Origin of the sequence: Mucilaginibacter sp. PAMB04274 (assembly GCF_039634385.2) — a bacterium.
Classification (GTDB): Bacteria; Bacteroidota; Bacteroidia; order Sphingobacteriales; family Sphingobacteriaceae; genus Mucilaginibacter.
Map to the genome: position 1 here is coordinate 4708068 of NZ_CP155081.2, position 16386 is coordinate 4724453.

The 16386-nt window shown below is 43.6% G+C and carries 14 protein-coding genes and 1 tRNA gene; 8 read left to right on the forward strand and 7 right to left on the reverse strand.

Going from position 1 to position 16386, the window contains the following annotated elements:
- The first annotated feature begins 33 nt into the window (after window positions 1–33).
- The gene (locus ABDD95_RS20035) at window positions 34–960 is read left to right on the forward strand and encodes a cobalamin-binding protein (RefSeq protein WP_345949131.1); all 927 of its coding nucleotides are present in this window, start codon (window positions 34–36) and stop codon (window positions 958–960) included.
- Window positions 961–1100: 140 nt separating this feature from the next.
- Here the strand turns inward: ABDD95_RS20035 and ABDD95_RS20040 are convergent, their stop codons facing one another.
- On the reverse strand, window positions 1101–3185 hold the full coding sequence (locus ABDD95_RS20040; protein WP_345949132.1) for a TonB-dependent receptor: 2085 nt from the start codon (window positions 3183–3185) through the stop codon (window positions 1101–1103).
- Between the two features lie 149 nt (window positions 3186–3334).
- Here ABDD95_RS20040 and ABDD95_RS20045 point away from each other — a divergent pair, with 149 nt between their 5' ends.
- Complete coding sequence (locus ABDD95_RS20045; protein WP_345949133.1) at window positions 3335–4561, forward strand: acyltransferase; 1227 nt, start codon at window positions 3335–3337, stop codon at window positions 4559–4561.
- Between the two features lie 26 nt (window positions 4562–4587).
- Here ABDD95_RS20045 and ABDD95_RS20050 read toward each other — a convergent pair whose 3' ends face one another.
- Together ABDD95_RS20050 and ABDD95_RS20055 are read right to left on the reverse strand one after the other, a co-directional pair.
- Complete coding sequence (locus tag ABDD95_RS20050) at window positions 4588–5907, reverse strand: sorbosone dehydrogenase family protein (protein ID WP_345949134.1); 1320 nt, start codon at window positions 5905–5907, stop codon at window positions 4588–4590.
- Between the two features lie 232 nt (window positions 5908–6139).
- Window positions 6140–6661, reverse strand: a complete 522-nt coding sequence (locus tag ABDD95_RS20055; RefSeq protein WP_345949135.1) for an NAD(P)H-dependent oxidoreductase — start codon at window positions 6659–6661, stop codon at window positions 6140–6142.
- Window positions 6662–6819: 158 nt separating this feature from the next.
- On the opposite strand from ABDD95_RS20055, the gene ABDD95_RS20060 reads away from it, so the two are divergent.
- From ABDD95_RS20060 to lepB, 5 genes are read left to right on the forward strand one after another with little or no spacing between them, the layout of a single operon-like run.
- The gene (locus ABDD95_RS20060) at window positions 6820–7623 is read left to right on the forward strand and encodes an AAA family ATPase (RefSeq protein ID WP_345949136.1); all 804 of its coding nucleotides are present in this window, start codon (window positions 6820–6822) and stop codon (window positions 7621–7623) included.
- A gap of 8 nt (window positions 7624–7631) precedes the next feature.
- A complete protein-coding gene (locus tag ABDD95_RS20065) occupies window positions 7632–8552 on the forward strand; it encodes a ParB/RepB/Spo0J family partition protein (protein WP_345949137.1) in 921 nt (306 codons plus the stop codon).
- A gap of 2 nt (window positions 8553–8554) precedes the next feature.
- Complete coding sequence (locus ABDD95_RS20070; RefSeq protein ID WP_345949138.1) at window positions 8555–9247, forward strand: DUF5683 domain-containing protein; 693 nt, start codon at window positions 8555–8557, stop codon at window positions 9245–9247.
- Window positions 9248–9279: 32 nt separating this feature from the next.
- Complete coding sequence (dapB, locus tag ABDD95_RS20075) at window positions 9280–10032, forward strand: 4-hydroxy-tetrahydrodipicolinate reductase (RefSeq protein WP_345949139.1); 753 nt, start codon at window positions 9280–9282, stop codon at window positions 10030–10032.
- Between the two features lie 31 nt (window positions 10033–10063).
- Window positions 10064–11173 carry a signal peptidase I gene (lepB, locus tag ABDD95_RS20080; protein ID WP_345949140.1) on the forward strand — a complete coding sequence of 370 codons (1110 nt, stop codon included), beginning with the start codon at window positions 10064–10066 and terminating at the stop codon, window positions 11171–11173.
- 110 nt (window positions 11174–11283) lie between these two features.
- Here lepB and ABDD95_RS20085 read toward each other — a convergent pair whose 3' ends face one another.
- From ABDD95_RS20085 to ABDD95_RS20095, 3 genes are all read right to left on the reverse strand, one after another.
- Window positions 11284–12489, reverse strand: a complete 1206-nt coding sequence (locus ABDD95_RS20085; RefSeq protein ID WP_345949141.1) for a bifunctional 3,4-dihydroxy-2-butanone-4-phosphate synthase/GTP cyclohydrolase II — start codon at window positions 12487–12489, stop codon at window positions 11284–11286.
- A gap of 118 nt (window positions 12490–12607) precedes the next feature.
- Complete coding sequence (locus tag ABDD95_RS20090; RefSeq protein WP_345949142.1) at window positions 12608–14041, reverse strand: LptF/LptG family permease; 1434 nt, start codon at window positions 14039–14041, stop codon at window positions 12608–12610.
- Between the two features lie 119 nt (window positions 14042–14160).
- Window positions 14161–14541 (reverse strand): START-like domain-containing protein, encoded by a 381-nt coding sequence (locus ABDD95_RS20095; RefSeq protein WP_345949143.1) that lies wholly within the window; start codon window positions 14539–14541, stop codon window positions 14161–14163.
- Between the two features lie 137 nt (window positions 14542–14678).
- Between ABDD95_RS20095 and ABDD95_RS20100 the strand changes: the two genes are divergently transcribed.
- Window positions 14679–14752: transfer RNA gene (locus ABDD95_RS20100), tRNA-Met, on the forward strand.
- Here the strand turns inward: ABDD95_RS20100 and ABDD95_RS20105 are convergent.
- On the reverse strand, window positions 14712–16268 hold the full coding sequence (locus ABDD95_RS20105) for a recombinase family protein (protein ID WP_345952118.1): 1557 nt from the start codon (window positions 16266–16268) through the stop codon (window positions 14712–14714). The two genes, ABDD95_RS20100 and ABDD95_RS20105, sit on opposite strands and share 41 nt — an antisense overlap.
- Between the last annotated feature and the right edge of the window lie 118 nt (window positions 16269–16386).

Below are 16386 nucleotides of genomic sequence, written 5' to 3' on the forward strand. Positions count from 1 at the left end.
TTTCTTTGTATTTTTATTAACAAGAAAGACTGAATGCCTGCTGATAGAATTATATCCCTGCTGCCCGCCGCTACCGAAATTGTTTGCGCCCTTGGATTGGACAACCGCCTGGTTGGTCGCTCACATGCCTGCGATTTCCCGGAGACGGTAAAACAATTACCTGTTTGTTCGTACGACCGCATAGGCAGTAACCTGAGCAGCTTGCAGATTGACGAGCAGGTTAAGCAACTACTCACCAATGCCCTATCGGTTTATGAGCTTAACAATGAGCTGATCGAGCAGCTACTGCCCGATGTGATCATTACGCAAGACCAATGTGCAGTGTGTGCGGTTTCTTTACCTGAAGTTGAAAAAGCGCTATCGGCCCAATTAGGTAAGCCGGCGCAAATCATCTCATTACAGCCTAACAGCCTGGCCGAAATTATAAGTAATATAGAAGAAGTGGCCCGTACGCTGGGCGCTACAACAGCAGGCGAAAACCTAATTGAAGAGCTACAGGAGCGTGTAGATATTATACGCCATAAGCTAAAATTTATTGATGCTAAACCTACAGTAGCTTGTATTGAATGGCTGGATCCGCTTATGGTTTCGGGCAATTGGGTACCCGAGCTGGTTACTATTGCCGGTGGAGAGCCTGTAATGGCCGAAGCAGGCAAGCAGTCGCCCTACATACAATGGGAAGACCTGCGCCTGCAAGACCCTGATGTAATTGTGTTAATGGCCTGTGGGTTTTCAATAGAACGCACGTTGAAAGAAGTGGATACGCTACTGCAATTGCCGGGCTTTTCTGATTTAAAGGCTGTTAAAAACAAACGCCTTTACATAGCCGATGGCAACCACTATTTTAACCGCCCCGGTCCGCGTATTATAGATTCGATAGAAATACTGGCAGAAATTATTAACCCTAAGCAATTTATATTTGGATATGAAGGCGACGGGTGGATTAAGTTTGAGGTGTAAAGAGTTGGGGTTTCACAGCCTTTATGTCATCTTAAAGGATAGGAAGTCTTTCCCCGGCTGTGAAGCTAATCGCTTAAAAAAGACTTTCCGCAAACGATCAAAAACGACAAATTAGCAGAACATATTTATAGACGCCACGCTCAAAATCCTATACTCATCCCCGCATAATAGTTTCTGAGCGGTGCAGGATTGTAATAACGGTTACCTACGGCGTTTAAATCATTACCTAAACTGTAATTTTTGTTGAGCAAATTATCAGCACCGGCGTAAATATTTAAACGGGTTTTAGCGCCTATGCCAAACTGCCATCCTGCCTTGGCCTGCAGCAAATGATAAGAACCCGCATAAACCGAGTTAGCATCATTTACCGGGATGCGGGCGGTGTAGTTATGCTGAACAAACAGATATACGGCTTGCGGCAACCTGAATTGCAAACTACTTACCACTACCTGCCTTGGTACACCCGTAAGGCGGTTGCCCGAGTAATCTGTATTATTAATACTATAACTACGGAAGTTGAACCGGTTATATGTAAACGCTTCGTTAAACTGTATGCCACGGATAGTGCCACTATTTACAGGCCTCATAATCCAACCTGTAAAATTGAGCTCGAAACCTAACTGTTTGGTGCCGCCTGCATTTACAAAATAGTCTGTCTCGTTTGCCAAACGCTGGTTTACAATGGTGTTGTTGAGGCGATAGTAAAACACAGATGCATCCAGCATCAAGCTTTCATCGCGGTTACGCAAGCGCAAACCGGTTTCATAGTTCCAGCCGGTTTCGGGTTGCAGATCGGTATTGATAAGGTTATTGCTGGGCCTTACCTCGGCAATGGTTGGTGTAGAGTAACCGCGGCTAACCGACGCCCGCCAGATAAAGTTGTTGGTTATCTCGTATGACAAGGCCACCCGTGGCATAAGCTGGGGCTTAAAGTTACGCGTACTTAACCCGGCCTGGTTAAGCGGATAGGCATTCCTGAACTTGTATTGATAATAGTTTAAGCTTAAGGCTGCTTCTATATTTAAACGGCGGTATAAAGTAGCTGCATACCGGGTAAATACAAAACGCTGATTAGTGTTCACCACATCAAGCGATTGAGGGTTGCCTGTTACGCCAGCCAGGTTATCGTAATTATTAATATCAGCATTGGTTTGCTGCCATTCGGCCCCTAAGTTCAGTTTCCAATCTAACGAGGCAGCCGCCAGTCCGCTTAATTCGAAGTAAGTGCGTGCACCGTAAGTACCCTCATTACGCTGCTCATAGTTGGTGATAAAAGGATTTTCAAAATTTACATGGCTGCCAAAAACTGTCGCCACGTTGCGGACACGGTTACTTAATCTGGCCTCGTTTACCACACCGCCAAAAAGCATTTTGGTGCTTATGCCAATATGCTGCTCAATGGCGCCGGGCAATGTAGCCGTAGCCGGCCTTGAAGCGCGTGGGTTGGCCTGTAACTGGGCTAAATTTAAACCACCCGGGGTTTGGTATTGCAGGTCTGAGTAAAAGCCAATGAGCTTTAATTGGTTGCTTTTTCCGTAGTGGTAACGGTTTACCATTTGCAAATAATGCCGTTGCATGTAGCTATGGTCTCGGTAGCCGTCGTAACTTTGGTAACCCTGACTAACGTTTAAGTCGTTTTTCCCCCACTGTTGATGAACAGCGGCATTTTGATGGATTAACCCATACGAACCAGCATTAAAACCAACCGATACCACGCTACTATCGCGCAAACGGCTTACCGGATTTATAAGCACAACACTGCCCGAATTAGCACCAAACAAGCTGCCGTCGGGGCCTTTCAGTACCTCAATACTGTGCAGGCTGCTTACGTCTAAAGCATTGAGGTAAGTATTACCGCCTGCATCGGTAAGTGGTATTTCATCAAAATAAATTTTAACGTTACGCACCCCGAAAGGCGACCGCAGTAAACTCCCCCTGATGGATAAACGATAGCTACCCGGCGTACGTTCTTCCATGCGTACGCCGGGCAGGGTGTTCATAGCGCTTACCATCGAATTATTGGATTGTAAAGTTAACTGGGCAGAGTTTAACACCCCTACCGAAGCCGGCACCTGCAGCATTTGTTGCTCCGATAAATAGCCCCGAACGGTTACGGGCCTTAAGCGCTGTGTGCTATCCGTTTTTACAGCATCAGGCTGTTGCGCTGTAGCCTGCAAAGCAAATAGTACTAAGAAAGCTGCAAGCAAGGTTGATTTAATTATCATAATACTCGAATACATCCAACAATGTATTATTTTATTTATTTTTTAAATATTCTTCAACAAAACAACCAATACATGGGTATTAATACAATTACTTTAAATACATTTGTAGCAACCCCTAACTCACATAAAATACTGTTGCTTAAAAGTTTATGACCCAAACACAAGACCCTGCCCCGAGAGCTGAGCCTTTATTAATTAGTGAGAAGCGTTCACCTGCTTTACACCTCAATTTTTTGGATGGTTTAAGAGCAATAACAGCACTTTATGTAGTATTACACCATGCTTTTCGTGAGTTACCAGTAAATACAAATCCTTACGTTAAACTTGTAACCTACCCGTTCAGATTTGGCGGTGCGGGCGTTGCCGTGTTCATTGTTCTATCAGGTTTTTGTTTGATGATTCCCGTTGCCAGAAATAACAGCAAGTTAAAAGACAGTACGGGTAAGTTTTTAATTAAAAGAGCAAAGCGAATACTACCAACCTACTACCTGGCTATGTTGTTTGCCTTAATTATGTTTTATACCGTTGTTGGAAACGACACAACAACTCACTGGAAAGGCATGGGTCCGGTTTCATACAAAGACATCATTACCCATATCTTACTTATCCACAATATTTTTTATGACACCTCACGCACTATTAATTATTGCTTTTGGTCTATTGCGGTAGAGTGGTACATCTATTTTTTATTCCCCATAATTGTATTCTTCTGGCGCAAGTTTAATGCGGTAAAAACAACTTTAGCAACCGTATTGATAGCAGCGTTAATACAAGTGTTTTTATCCCGTTTTCAAGAAAACCTAAATGTTAAATTCATAAGCCCAATTTTTATTGGCTTGTTTGGCTTAGGAATGTTTGCAGCACATGTTTCTTTTTCAAATAACAAGAGTTTAACTTTTCTTAAAAACTTCAGGTACTGGCCGGTTGTACTTTTAATCACATTTATGCTGTTTTTAAGCGGCCATTTTGCACATAGCTTCTATCAAAAAATCGAGGGACCACTACTTACATCGGGTTCTTTATTGCCTACCATATATACTGGTTTATTTGCATCCAGTTTGCTCATTGCGCTATCAACAAACAAGTTAATCGGCTTCCGCAAATTCTTGTCGTTAAAGCCGCTGGTTTCTATAGGCACATTTGCTTACAGCATTTATTTAATACATGCCCCGCTTATAGAAGTTGTAATGCGTTATGTCATACTCCCTTTAAATATGGGAATTATTGCAAACCTGATTATACTGACTTTTGCAGGCGGCGCTTTTATTATAACGGTATCATACGGCTTTTACTTAATTGCTGAAAAACCTTTTCTGAACACTAAAAGGGCATCGGCAACCACCAGTGATGCCGTGCAACCGCTGGCAGTGTCCTAACACCCGTTAAACAATTACAATCATATTTAATTTGCACTCACGCGCCAAATTTTATTGCCTGAGTCGTCGGCTACCAACAGGGCGCCGTCTTTAGCAACGGCTACACCAACCGGCCTGCCGTAAACCTCGTTTTTAGCTGCGTTGGCAATAAAGCCGGTCAGGAAATCTTCGGGTTTGCCGGGTTTGCCGTTACTAAACGGAATGGCTACCACTTTGTATCCAACCAGTTTTGAACGGTTCCAGGAGCCGTGCTGACCAATAAAGGCAGCATTTTTATATTTCGCACCAAACTTGTCGCCATCGTAAAATGCCAAACCCAGCGAGGCCGTATGCGAGCCTAATGGCACGTCTGGAGTTAAAGTCTTTTTCACCAGGTCAGTACGTTCGCCTTTGCGGCGTGGATCTTCATGCTGCCCAAAGTAGGCATATGGCCAGCCATAAAAGCCACCTTCTTTAACACCGGTCAAGTAATCTGGTACTAAATCATCTCCAAGTTCGTCGCGCTCGTTTACAGCTGTCCAAATAGTGTTCGTGCCCGGCTGAAAGCCTACTCCTACCGGATTACGCAAACCGCTGGCATATATCTTCTCGTCTGAACCATCTAAATTAACAACCAGAATATTAGCACGTCGAGCCTCGTTAGCTATGCCATGCTCAGCTACGTTTGAGCCCGACCCTACAGTTATATAAAGCTTTGTACTGTCTTTACTAACCAGTAAATTACGAGTCCAGTGGTTATTATAACCACCAGCAGGCAGTTTTAAAACTCGCTGTCCGGGTTTGGTTATGCGGGTATCACCCAAGGTATAAGGGTATCGCCACAGGCCATCAGTGTTAGCCACATAAAACCACCGGCCAACTGCAGCCATACCAAAAGGCTGGTTGAGGCCGGCAAGGAACAGACCTTTATTATCTACTACCCCATCGCCATTCGTATCTCTGAAAATAACTATAGTATTGGGGCTCTCGCCCATGTTTTGCGATTTGGTTTTACCGCTTAAAGCCGATTTAGCTTTAGCCAGTGCTTTAGCTTCGGTGGTTGCCAGGGCAGCAAATACATCACCGTTTGATGCCACGTAGATATTACGCGGGTTGTTAAGTTCTTCGGCATACAGGCTTACCTTATAGCCGGCCGGCGCTGTGGGTGTTTTACCTTTAGGCCAACCTATTACCTTACAAAATGTAGTGGCCGATTTGGTGGCAAACGGCGCCGGTAAATCAACTTTCTCACCGGTTTCTACAGCAACGGTATCCGCCTGGGCAGGATCGGGTTTTTGTTTCTGCTGACAACTGCTAAAAACAGCAGCGGCAAGTATGGAAACATACAGGAAATTCTTGCTTTTCATAAGGTAGTTCTTCAAGTTAAGACTAACAGAACTAACCCTTTATCTTAACAGATTGTTTCAGCAAACAACATGTAGTTGTTTAAACATTTTATATCAGAAGATAATAGATGTGATAATGTTTACTCAGCTGAAGTCACCTTGTCGCTAAACTTTTACAACACTAATAGTTAGCACTACTCCGCAAAATGCTTTTCCCTGATGAAACACCTGAAACAGTTGAAATTATAGTTGCTTAAAACCTTACAAATTTATCAATCTGCTCATTGACAAAGCCTACCGTTTTTTCCTCAAATAAACTGCCTTCTGCATTTATCTCTTTGCGTACCGCCGGTATATGCAAGCGCAGCGGTAAAACGTGTAAATGCAGGTAGCTGCAAATTCCGGCAAAATGCTCAATACCGCGTATGTTGCCGTAAGTACCCGACGACAAGCCAACCAGTGCAGCCTTTTTCTCATAAAAGCTATCCGGAAAAGTACAAGCATCGATAAAAGCCTTTAATATGCCCGGAAAACTACCGTTGTACTCCGGTATCACGAACAGGAATTTTTCGGTATCAGTTATTAATTGCTGAATGGGCTCAAAGGCGGCACTGCGGCTGCCAAACATGTCGGTCTGTATAAAATTCGGCGGCAACTCATCGAGCGATAGCAGCTTTACTTCTAATCCTTTATTTAGGAGCCGGCGCTGATAATATTTAGCTAATTTTAGAGTTGAACTACCAGGGCGATTGGTAGCGGCAATGATAGTTATCATTTAAAAGTGTTTATAAGTTACAGGAACATGCCGGGCTGTAGAATTGTTTAAATTCGTATCTTTACCTCCCGGTTAATGCCAGGCGAAAGTATAAAATTTTAGCTTCACCTGTCCTTAGCGTGCCAGGGTAAAGTGTTGTTATATATCGAGGGAAAAAAATGAGTAAAATTATCGCGTTAGCTAATCAGAAAGGGGGAGTTGGTAAAACAACATCTTCAATCAATCTGGCTGCAAGTTTAGCTGTGTTAGAATATAAAACATTGTTGGTTGATGCTGATCCGCAGGCAAACTCTACCTCGGGTATTGGCTTTGACCCGCGTACCATAAAAAATAGCATTTACGAGTGTATTATTAACCAGATTGACCCGGCAGAGGCTATACAAAAGACCGAAACGCCTAATTTGGATCTGTTGCCTGCTCATATTGACCTTGTTGGTGCCGAGATTGAGATGATTAACCTTACCGACCGTGAATACAAGATGCGGGCAATACTTGATAAGGTGCGCGATAAGTATGATTTTATCATTATCGACTGTTCGCCATCATTAGGTTTAATTACCATTAACGCCCTTACCGCCGCCGATTCGGTAATTATACCGGTACAGTGCGAGTATTTTGCGTTAGAAGGTTTAGGCAAATTGCTTAACACCATAAAAATTGTACAAAACCGCTTAAACCCTCAATTGGATATAGAAGGTATATTGTTAACTATGTACGATGTACGCCTTCGTTTATCAAATCAGGTGGTTGAAGAAGTACGCACACATTTTGAAGACCTGGTGTTTGATACCATTATACAGCGCAACACCCGGTTAAGCGAGGCGCCAAGCTTTGGCGTATCGGTTATTATGCACGATGCTACCTGTAAAGGTGCCGTTAACTATTTAAACCTGGCCCGTGAAATCATCCGTAAAAATGGGTTAACGAAAACCTCGGGTAAGGCTACACCTGCCGCAGTTTAATTGAAGTAATGAGCGTAGACAAGAAGAAAGCATTAGGTAAGGGGTTGAGCGCCCTGCTGGACGACTCAACCAGCATCAACTCGCAAAAAAGCTACACAGCGCCTGAAACCGGTGGCGTAGGCCACAACAACAACGGATTAGGCTCTGTTAATGAAATACGTATAGCCGAAATTGAAATAAATCCTTTTCAACCCCGTACTGATTTTGATGAGCAGGCTTTAATAGAGCTGGCCGAATCCATTAAGGTACAAGGCTTAATACAACCCATTACCGTACGCCGGGTAAATTCACATTCCTATCAGCTTATATCGGGCGAGCGCCGTTTACGTGCATCAAAACGTGCAGGCTTAAATACCATACCTGCCTATATACGCACCGCTAACGACCAGCAAATGCTGGAGATGGCTTTGATAGAAAACATTCAGCGTGAAAACCTGAATGCCATGGAGGTTGCGCTCAGCTTTCAGCGTATGCTGGATGAATGCGGCCTTAAACAGGAAGAACTAGGCGAGCGCGTTAGTAAAAACCGCAGCACGGTTACCAACTACCTGCGTTTATTAAAATTACCGCCCAGCATACAGGCATCCATTCGCGATGGTGATATTAGCATGGGACACGCCCGCGCCTTAATTACGATAACAGACCCGATAAAGCAAGTACACCTGCACCAGCAAATCTTGCAGCATGGCCTTTCGGTTCGTAAGGTTGAGGAAATGGTGCGCGATCTGCAGCAAGGTAACGCCCAAAAGAAAGAGGCACGTAAACCTGAGCCGGTATCCTTTCAGATACAAAAGATTCAGGATGACCTGGCTTCTAAATTTAGCACAAAGGTGAAACTAAAAGTGAGCAACAAAGGCGCAGGCAGTATTGAAATCCCCTTTTTATCACAAGACGATTTGACCCGTATTTTAGAAATGCTGGACTGGTAGCCATGAAACAAGTACTTATCATTACACTTTTAACATTTTTTGCATTCGCAGCCAAGGCTCAAAAGCCTGATACTGTGAAAACTAAAAGCGTTAATGATAGTTTGACCCGCGTACGAGATTCAGTAGCCTCCAAGCCAGTTCTGCCTAAGATACTAGCTAAAAAGAATAAAAAAAAATACAACCCCGATAGTACCCACAGTCCGGGTTTGGCATTTCGCCGCTCGGGTTTTGTACCTGGATGGGGACAAATTTACAATCACCGCTGGTGGAAAGTACCCCTTATTTACGCTGGTTTAGGATCGTTAGGATTGGCGCTCGAATTTAATAGCAGGTATTATAAGCAATACCTTAAAGTTTACCAGATGCGCCGCAATGGCGACCGTCCGGATGCTGAAACGTCCAAAACCATAACCGATCTTTACGTTAATACACAGAACGCAAATCTTACGCAATTAGAAGGCGCTGTAAACGGTTATCAGCGTAATTTTCAATTGAGTATTTTGGGTGTTATGGGTGCCTGGGGCATACAAATGATAGATGCTTATATTGACGCCAAGTTTATCCACTCGTATACCATGGACCGCGACCTGAGCTTTAAGGTAACGCCGGGCATTATGCCAACGGGGCCTATTTATGCAGCGGGAGCCATGCCTTCGGTAATGCCGGTTATAAAGCTTACCTTTACCATGAAATAACCTCAATTTATAAGTCAATACTATTAATTTTCATGAAGATAGGATTATTCGGTTATGGCAAAATGGGCAAGATCATAGAAAAAATAGCCACTGATCGCCAGCACGAAATTGTACTGAAAATAGACCAAGACAACCTGCACGAGGCCACCCCCGAGAACCTGCAAAAGGCCGACGTGATGATTGAGTTTACTACACCGGCATCGGCCATCAGCAATATTGAACGTTGCTTTGAGGCAGGCGTTCCCATTGTGGTTGGTACTACCGGCTGGTATGAACAACTGGACGAAGTAAAACAAAAATGCCTTACGAGTAACAATACCTTATTATATGGCTCTAACTATAGCGTTGGCGTGAATATCTTCTTTCACGTTAACCGTATTTTGGCCAAAATCATGAATAATTATCCTTATTATGAGGTACAGGTAGAGGAGATTCATCATACCCAAAAGCTGGATTCGCCAAGCGGTACGGCCATCACTATTGCCGAAGGCATTTTGGACGGTCTGGAAGCTAAAAATGAGTGGAAAAACGTTTTGGTAAGCGATACCGGCGAAACAGCAGATGACAATCTGAACAACAACCAACTGCTTATAGAATCGCACCGGATTGAAAGCGTACCGGGAACACATACCGTACTTTATGACTCTGAAGTTGACAGCATTGAGTTTAAGCATACCGCACATAACCGCAATGGTTTTGCGCTGGGTGCTGTGTTAGCTGCCGAATGGGTTAAAGATAAAAAAGGATTTTACCAGGTAACAGATATGTTTACCTTTAACGCCTAACCCCTGCTGGTGAGGTTTAATTATATTAAATATGAATTGGAAATTCTGGGATAAAAATAACAACCAGACAAAAAAGAAAAAGAGCGCAACCCGCGAATGGTTTGACGCTATATTATTCGCTGTTATTGCTGCAACGTTAATACGTACCTTATTTATTGAGGCTTACACCATCCCGACCGAATCAATGGAGCGTTCGTTGCTGGTAGGCGACTTTTTATTTGTAAGCAAGGTAAATTATGGCGCACGTACACCCATGACGCCTATCGCTTTTCCGTTTGCGCACCATACCATGCCTATTATAGGTACCAAAGCATATTGGGATGGCGTAAAGCTGCCTTACTACCGTTTGCCTGGCCTGAGCGAAATTAAAAAGGGTGATGTAGTGGTTTTCAATTACCCCATGGAAGCCGATTCACCGTATTACCGCCCGGTTGATAAGCGCGAGAATTACATTAAACGCTGCCAGGCCACACCAGGTGATACCCTATCTATTGCCGACGCACAGGTATTTGTAAACGGCAAGGCTAATCCATCGCCGCCCGAAAGTCAAATCAACTACGAAGTAGAGACGAACGGCACAGAAGTAAACCCCAAACTGGTTGATGAATTACATATAACACCGTCTACTTCTCCTTACAACAATTTCCCAACCATGACAGCCGGCTCCGCAGCTGCGCTTAAACGGCTTGAGAATGTAACCAAGGTAAAGGCACATGTTACGCCTAAAGACTCGATTGACGAAAGCGGCACCGTTTTTCCAAACGACCCTCACTACGGTAAATGGAACCAGGACAATTATGGCCCTATTATAGTACCCAAAAAGGGCTGGACAGTAAAATTAGATAGCCTTACCCTGCCTTTTTACAAACGGGCTATAACTGTTTACGAAGGCAATAAGCTGGAGGTAAAAGGTACTGATATTTACATCAACGGCCAAAAAGCCAACACCTATACCTTTAAAATGAACTACTACTGGATGATGGGCGATAACCGCCATAATTCATATGATTCGCGCTTTTGGGGCTTTGTGCCCGAAGACCACATTGTGGGTAAGGCCTTATTTGTATGGATGAGTTGGGACAGCAACGCCAGCTTCCTTAACAAAATACGCTGGAGCCGAATATTTATGGGCATCCATTAAGCATCAACAAAAAAGCCTTAGCAAATTGCTAAGGCTTTTTTGTTGATGTATATTAATACAACACGTATTTTACAAACCCCTCATCTCTCAGGAAGGTTAGAAAAAGCGTCTTAATGATCTTTCAAAATAGCATGCTCCATCTTGTCGCGCTTAGTTCTCAGGTAGGCCTCATTGTGCGGGTTGGGCACAATTTCAATAGGCACTGTTTCTACCACCTCTATACCATAGCCTGTTAAACCGGCACGCTTTGTAGGGTTGTTGCTCATTAGGCGCATTTTGGAGATGCCTAAATCTCGTATAATCTGCGCCCCTACTCCATAATCGCGCTGATCCATTTTAAAGCCTAACTGAATATTGGCCTCAACAGTATCCAATCCGCTTTCCTGAAGCTGGTAGGCCTTTAATTTGTTAATTAAACCTATACCGCGGCCTTCCTGATTCATATAAACAATTACGCCTTTGCCTTCCTCACTTACCCGCTCCATTGCTTTGTGCAATTGCGGGCCACAATCGCACCGGCACGAGCCAAAAATATCGCCTGTAACACATGAACTATGTACACGTACCAGCACGGGCTCATCGGGCTCCCAGCTACCTTTTATAAGGGCCAGGTGATGCTCACCGGTATTTCGCTGCGTATAGGCAATCATTTCAAAGTCGCCCCACTGTGTTGGCATTTTAACGGCAACCTCGCGGTCAATCAAAGTTTCGCTGCCCAGGCGGTAAGCAATCAGGTCTTTAATTGAAATAATTTTGAGATCAAACTCCTTAGCCAGCTCTAAGAGCTCGGGCAATCGGGCCATTTCGCCATCCTCTTTCATTATTTCACATATAACGCCGGCAGGCTCCAAACCAGCCATCACAGGCAGATCTATGGCCGCTTCTGTATGGCCCGAACGGCGTAATACACCGCCATCTTTAGCTATCAAAGGGAAGACATGCCCAGGGCGACCCAGATCAGCAGGCTTAGTAGCCGGGTCAATTAAAGCCAGCGTGGTTTTAGAGCGGTCTGACGCCGAAATACCTGTTGTACATCCATGCCCCAACAGATCGACCGAAACGGTAAAGCTGGTTTCTAATGTAGCCGTATTTTGATTAACCATCGGTGCCAGCTCCAACTCCAAAGCCCGTTGGCGGGTAATAGGAGCGCAAATAAGCCCGCGACCAAAGCGGGCCATAAAGTTGATGGCTTCAGGTGTAGCATAACGGGCGGCAACTAAAAAGTCACCTTCGTTTTCGCGGTCTTCATCATCAACAACAATAATGATTTTTCCGGCTTTTATAGCTTCAACAGCTTCGGGTATGGTGTTTAACATGTGTGTAAAGGCATCAAGCAAATAAACCGCGTCAATGGGCGCTTAATGGTATTATATGCAGTAAGTATATAGCAAAGTTAAGGTATAGCGCAAGTAAACTCGTCTGTAGTTTGTAAAATCAGCCTTGAACGGCTTTGTTGCTCTTTCGGCCCTTAAATAGCTTGTTAAAGTATCGTTTATAAGCCTCCGCATCAAACAGAACAGAATCATTGGCGGCTTTGTATGACAAGAAGAGACCAATAGGCGTTAGAATAAAAATAGCCATCCACATACCCGTAAAAGGGGTAATATTGCCCTCCTTGGCCGATTTTTCACCAATCGTAGCAATAATGTAGTAAATTAAAAAGAAAATTACCGACACTACTACAGGCAGCCCCAAACCACCTTTACGAATGATAGCGCCCAGCGGCGCACCGATTAAAAACAATGCCAGGCAAGCGGCCGAAAGGGTGAACTTCTTTTGATACTCGATAGAGTAACGCCTGATGCCCTTAGATTCTTCTTTATACCTGTCGGCTATACTGCGCAGTGTTTCGCGCACCGATTGAGCCTCGCTTAATGCACTAGCTAATTGCCTGTCGGGCGTGGTGCTTTTAATAGGTGCACTTGCAGCAACCGGCGTAACATTGGTGCCGGCAGGCATTTTTTGGGGAACGGAAAAGTATTTTAAGTATGGTGATATTAAGCTATAGTTAGCGCTACTGGCCTTGTTAACGGCTTTAATGGTTGAATCCTGAAACTTTGTAAGTTGTTTCAAATTCATCATTTGTATGGTGGACCGCCACTCATTGGCATCGGTACGTTTAAGCTTAAAACCGCCCAGGTCGAACTTTTGCTCGGTAGTAGCAAAGCGCATGCGCCTGAATTGCTGCCGGGTGTTAAAGCTCGATTTTCCCGGTTCCTCCTCATAACGTATCCCTTCCTTAAGTTTAAGCACCAGATACATATCATCCGGCGTACGATACATTACGGCCTCTTTTGCAAAAATTACGGCCATATCTGTCATGCCCTCTTTCTTCTCGTAAATCATTACACCGTGGAGGGTTTGCCCATCGGGATCTTTCTTTTTTACGCGAATAGAATAGCCAGGAAAGCTGTCATTAAAAACGCCTTCAGAAATTAGAAATGATGTTTTTTGCTGACGCACATCGTACAGTAAGGAGTAGTATTTAAAGTTAGCGATGGGCAGCATGTAGTCAGAAAAAACAAAGGCGCTGATGCTGAGCAGCGTCACCACAATCATCATAGGATACATAGCACGGCCCAGTGATATACCAGCCGATTTAATAGCCACCAGCTCATAATTTTCGCCCAGGCTACCGTAGGTCATGATAGACGATAACAGTACAGAAAGTGGCAGGGCCATGGCTACGTTGGTCATGGAGGCATACATCATCAGTTCGAGAATGATATACCACTGAAACCCTTTACCTATTAAGTCATCGATGTATTTAAACAAAAACAGCATCAACAACACAAACATCACAATGAAAAAGGTAACAATAAAGGGCCTGATGAAGGACTTTAAAATTAAGAGGTGTATCTTTTTCACGGTGTAAAGTTAAGCATTTATACCAGTTACTTAGCTACAGTACGGGCAAAGGCGTACCTGTAAACGCTAAAGCGGCGTTCATTATTATAGGTATAAGGTGCTTAATAAAGAGGCTGGTTTTAGGCGCCTATTACGCCGATAAGATAATCTATCTGGTTATTCCAAATAAGTTTGCGCTCGGCAATAGTATCTTCGGTGGCAAAATCGGTTATGCTGAGGGCCACATCATTGGTAAGTTCATCCTGTACAATTTCCATTTCAAAATAGCACTGCGGATCATCGTCCAGCCAGCGGAAACGTACAAACTTATTTTCTTTTATGCCTAGTAACTTGGCTTTCTGCTCCTCATCATCCCAAGTAAAGGTGTAAATCTGGTTGCTGAAACTTACTTTATCGGCAAACCATTGTGTAAGTCCGTTGGCTTCGCTTAAAAAATTAAATAAAATGCGCGGGGATGATTTGATCTCATACTCCAGGTGAAACTTTTTCTTGTCGGACATATATCAGGTTTACAGGCGGTTTGAAGGCTGAACTTCAAATTTTAACATTTTTTCTAAAGAAAAGTAATTTATCCTATATTTGCAAACCTTTTTAGGAAGTCCTTTTAGGCCTGACCCGAAAGTGATACAACCTATACGGCGGGGTAGCTCAGATGGTTAGAGCGTAGGATTCATAACCCTAAGGTCGGCAGTTCGATCCTGCTCCCCGCTACTGAAGCAGGAAGATGAGAAAATATCTCATTTTCCTGCTTTTTTTTCGCTTGTAAGTCGCTGGTATTTAAGTAGATAAGCTCTATCACTTCGTTAAGCCGAGCAGTTCGATAAGTGCTTCCGTCAAAATTTAATTTTCCTGGGAAAACCGAATTAACTAACCGCCTTTTACCCATCGAATCAAAGTCATTCCAATAAAGAATCAGCTTTTGCAGATTGCCAATGGCCTTTTTTAGCAATGAATCTATCTTTTGAGCGCCATTAGCCAGTTCCATAAGTCTTGCTTCAAGTTTCTCTATCTCGGCCTCGCATTCAGCCTTGTATTTACGGTACTCCGTTACATCCGTTTCCTCGTTATAATATTTCTTTTTAGCGTTACCAAGGCGCACATTGATGGCACTGATTTGTTCGAGGACCTGTTTTCGTGCACCATTGCCATTCCTGTATTGGGCATTATAGAGTACCAAAAGCTCATTTTCAAAAATCTCAGCTCTGCCTGGTTTTATTTCTAACTTTCTCAGGACTTCCTCAAACTTGTCATTGGCATCTTCTGCACGGTATCTTGTTTTACAACGGGATTGGCAATGGTAATAAGTGTAATAGGTGCTATATCCCTTTGATGAGCTGCCAGTAAGCATCCTGCCACACTCAGGACAAATGATTAGTCCCCGTAATGGTAACTTGTCCACTGAAACCATTTTAGGCCCCCAAGCGCCCTTTGTCCTTCCGTTGAGCACGTCCTGTACTCTGTAGAATAGATCTTCTGAAATTATACCTTCATGTTGACCTTGCGCAAAATAACGCTCTTCATCTTTGTAGGGAGCAACTTCTATTCTTCCGCAATAAACCGGATTGCGAATGATATTCCAAAAGTGTGCGCTGCCGCATTTTAGGCCTTTCTTGTTAGCTTGCTTTCTGACATGGTCAGCAGCATATTGTCCTTCGGCTAACTGTTCAAATACCCACCGCATAATGCCAGCTTCGGGTTCTTTAATATCAATATATTTTTTCCCGGATCCTGTGATCTTATTTACAAAGCCTAAAGGGGCCACACCCATAAAACGACCTTCCTTTCTGGCACGTCGCATACCAACAAACGTATTCAACGCCCTTCTGTCATTTTCAACCTCCGGAGCGGCAAGATAAAAGGCGAGCATCATCTTATTTTCAGGAATACTCAGATCTAACGGTTGCTCGATGGCCTGCGCTTCTATGCCTAATTTGGCTAAGGTGTTGATCATACCATACGCATCACCGGTATTCCTACTGAACCGATCCCATTTAGTAAAGAGGATAAGATTAATTCTTCCTTTTTTCTTTTTTAAATCAGTTAAAAGTTGTTTCCAAGCAGGTCGGATGAAGTTTTTGGCAGAGTGGTCTTCCATCACAACTTCCATTATTTGGATACTATTGATTGAACAGTATCTCCTTAAAGTCTCCTCTTGCCAACGTTGTGAATATCCTTTATCTGCTTGCTCATCGGTACTAACCCTGATATATAGATATGCCGTCTTCATCTTTCAAAATATTGCTCTAGTGCTAATTTAGCTAAGTTCTTTAGGAATTCCAAGATTGACTTTGCTTCTTCCAGGGTCACTATTTCTCCATTACTTCCAAGAATCTCGATAACGTCCT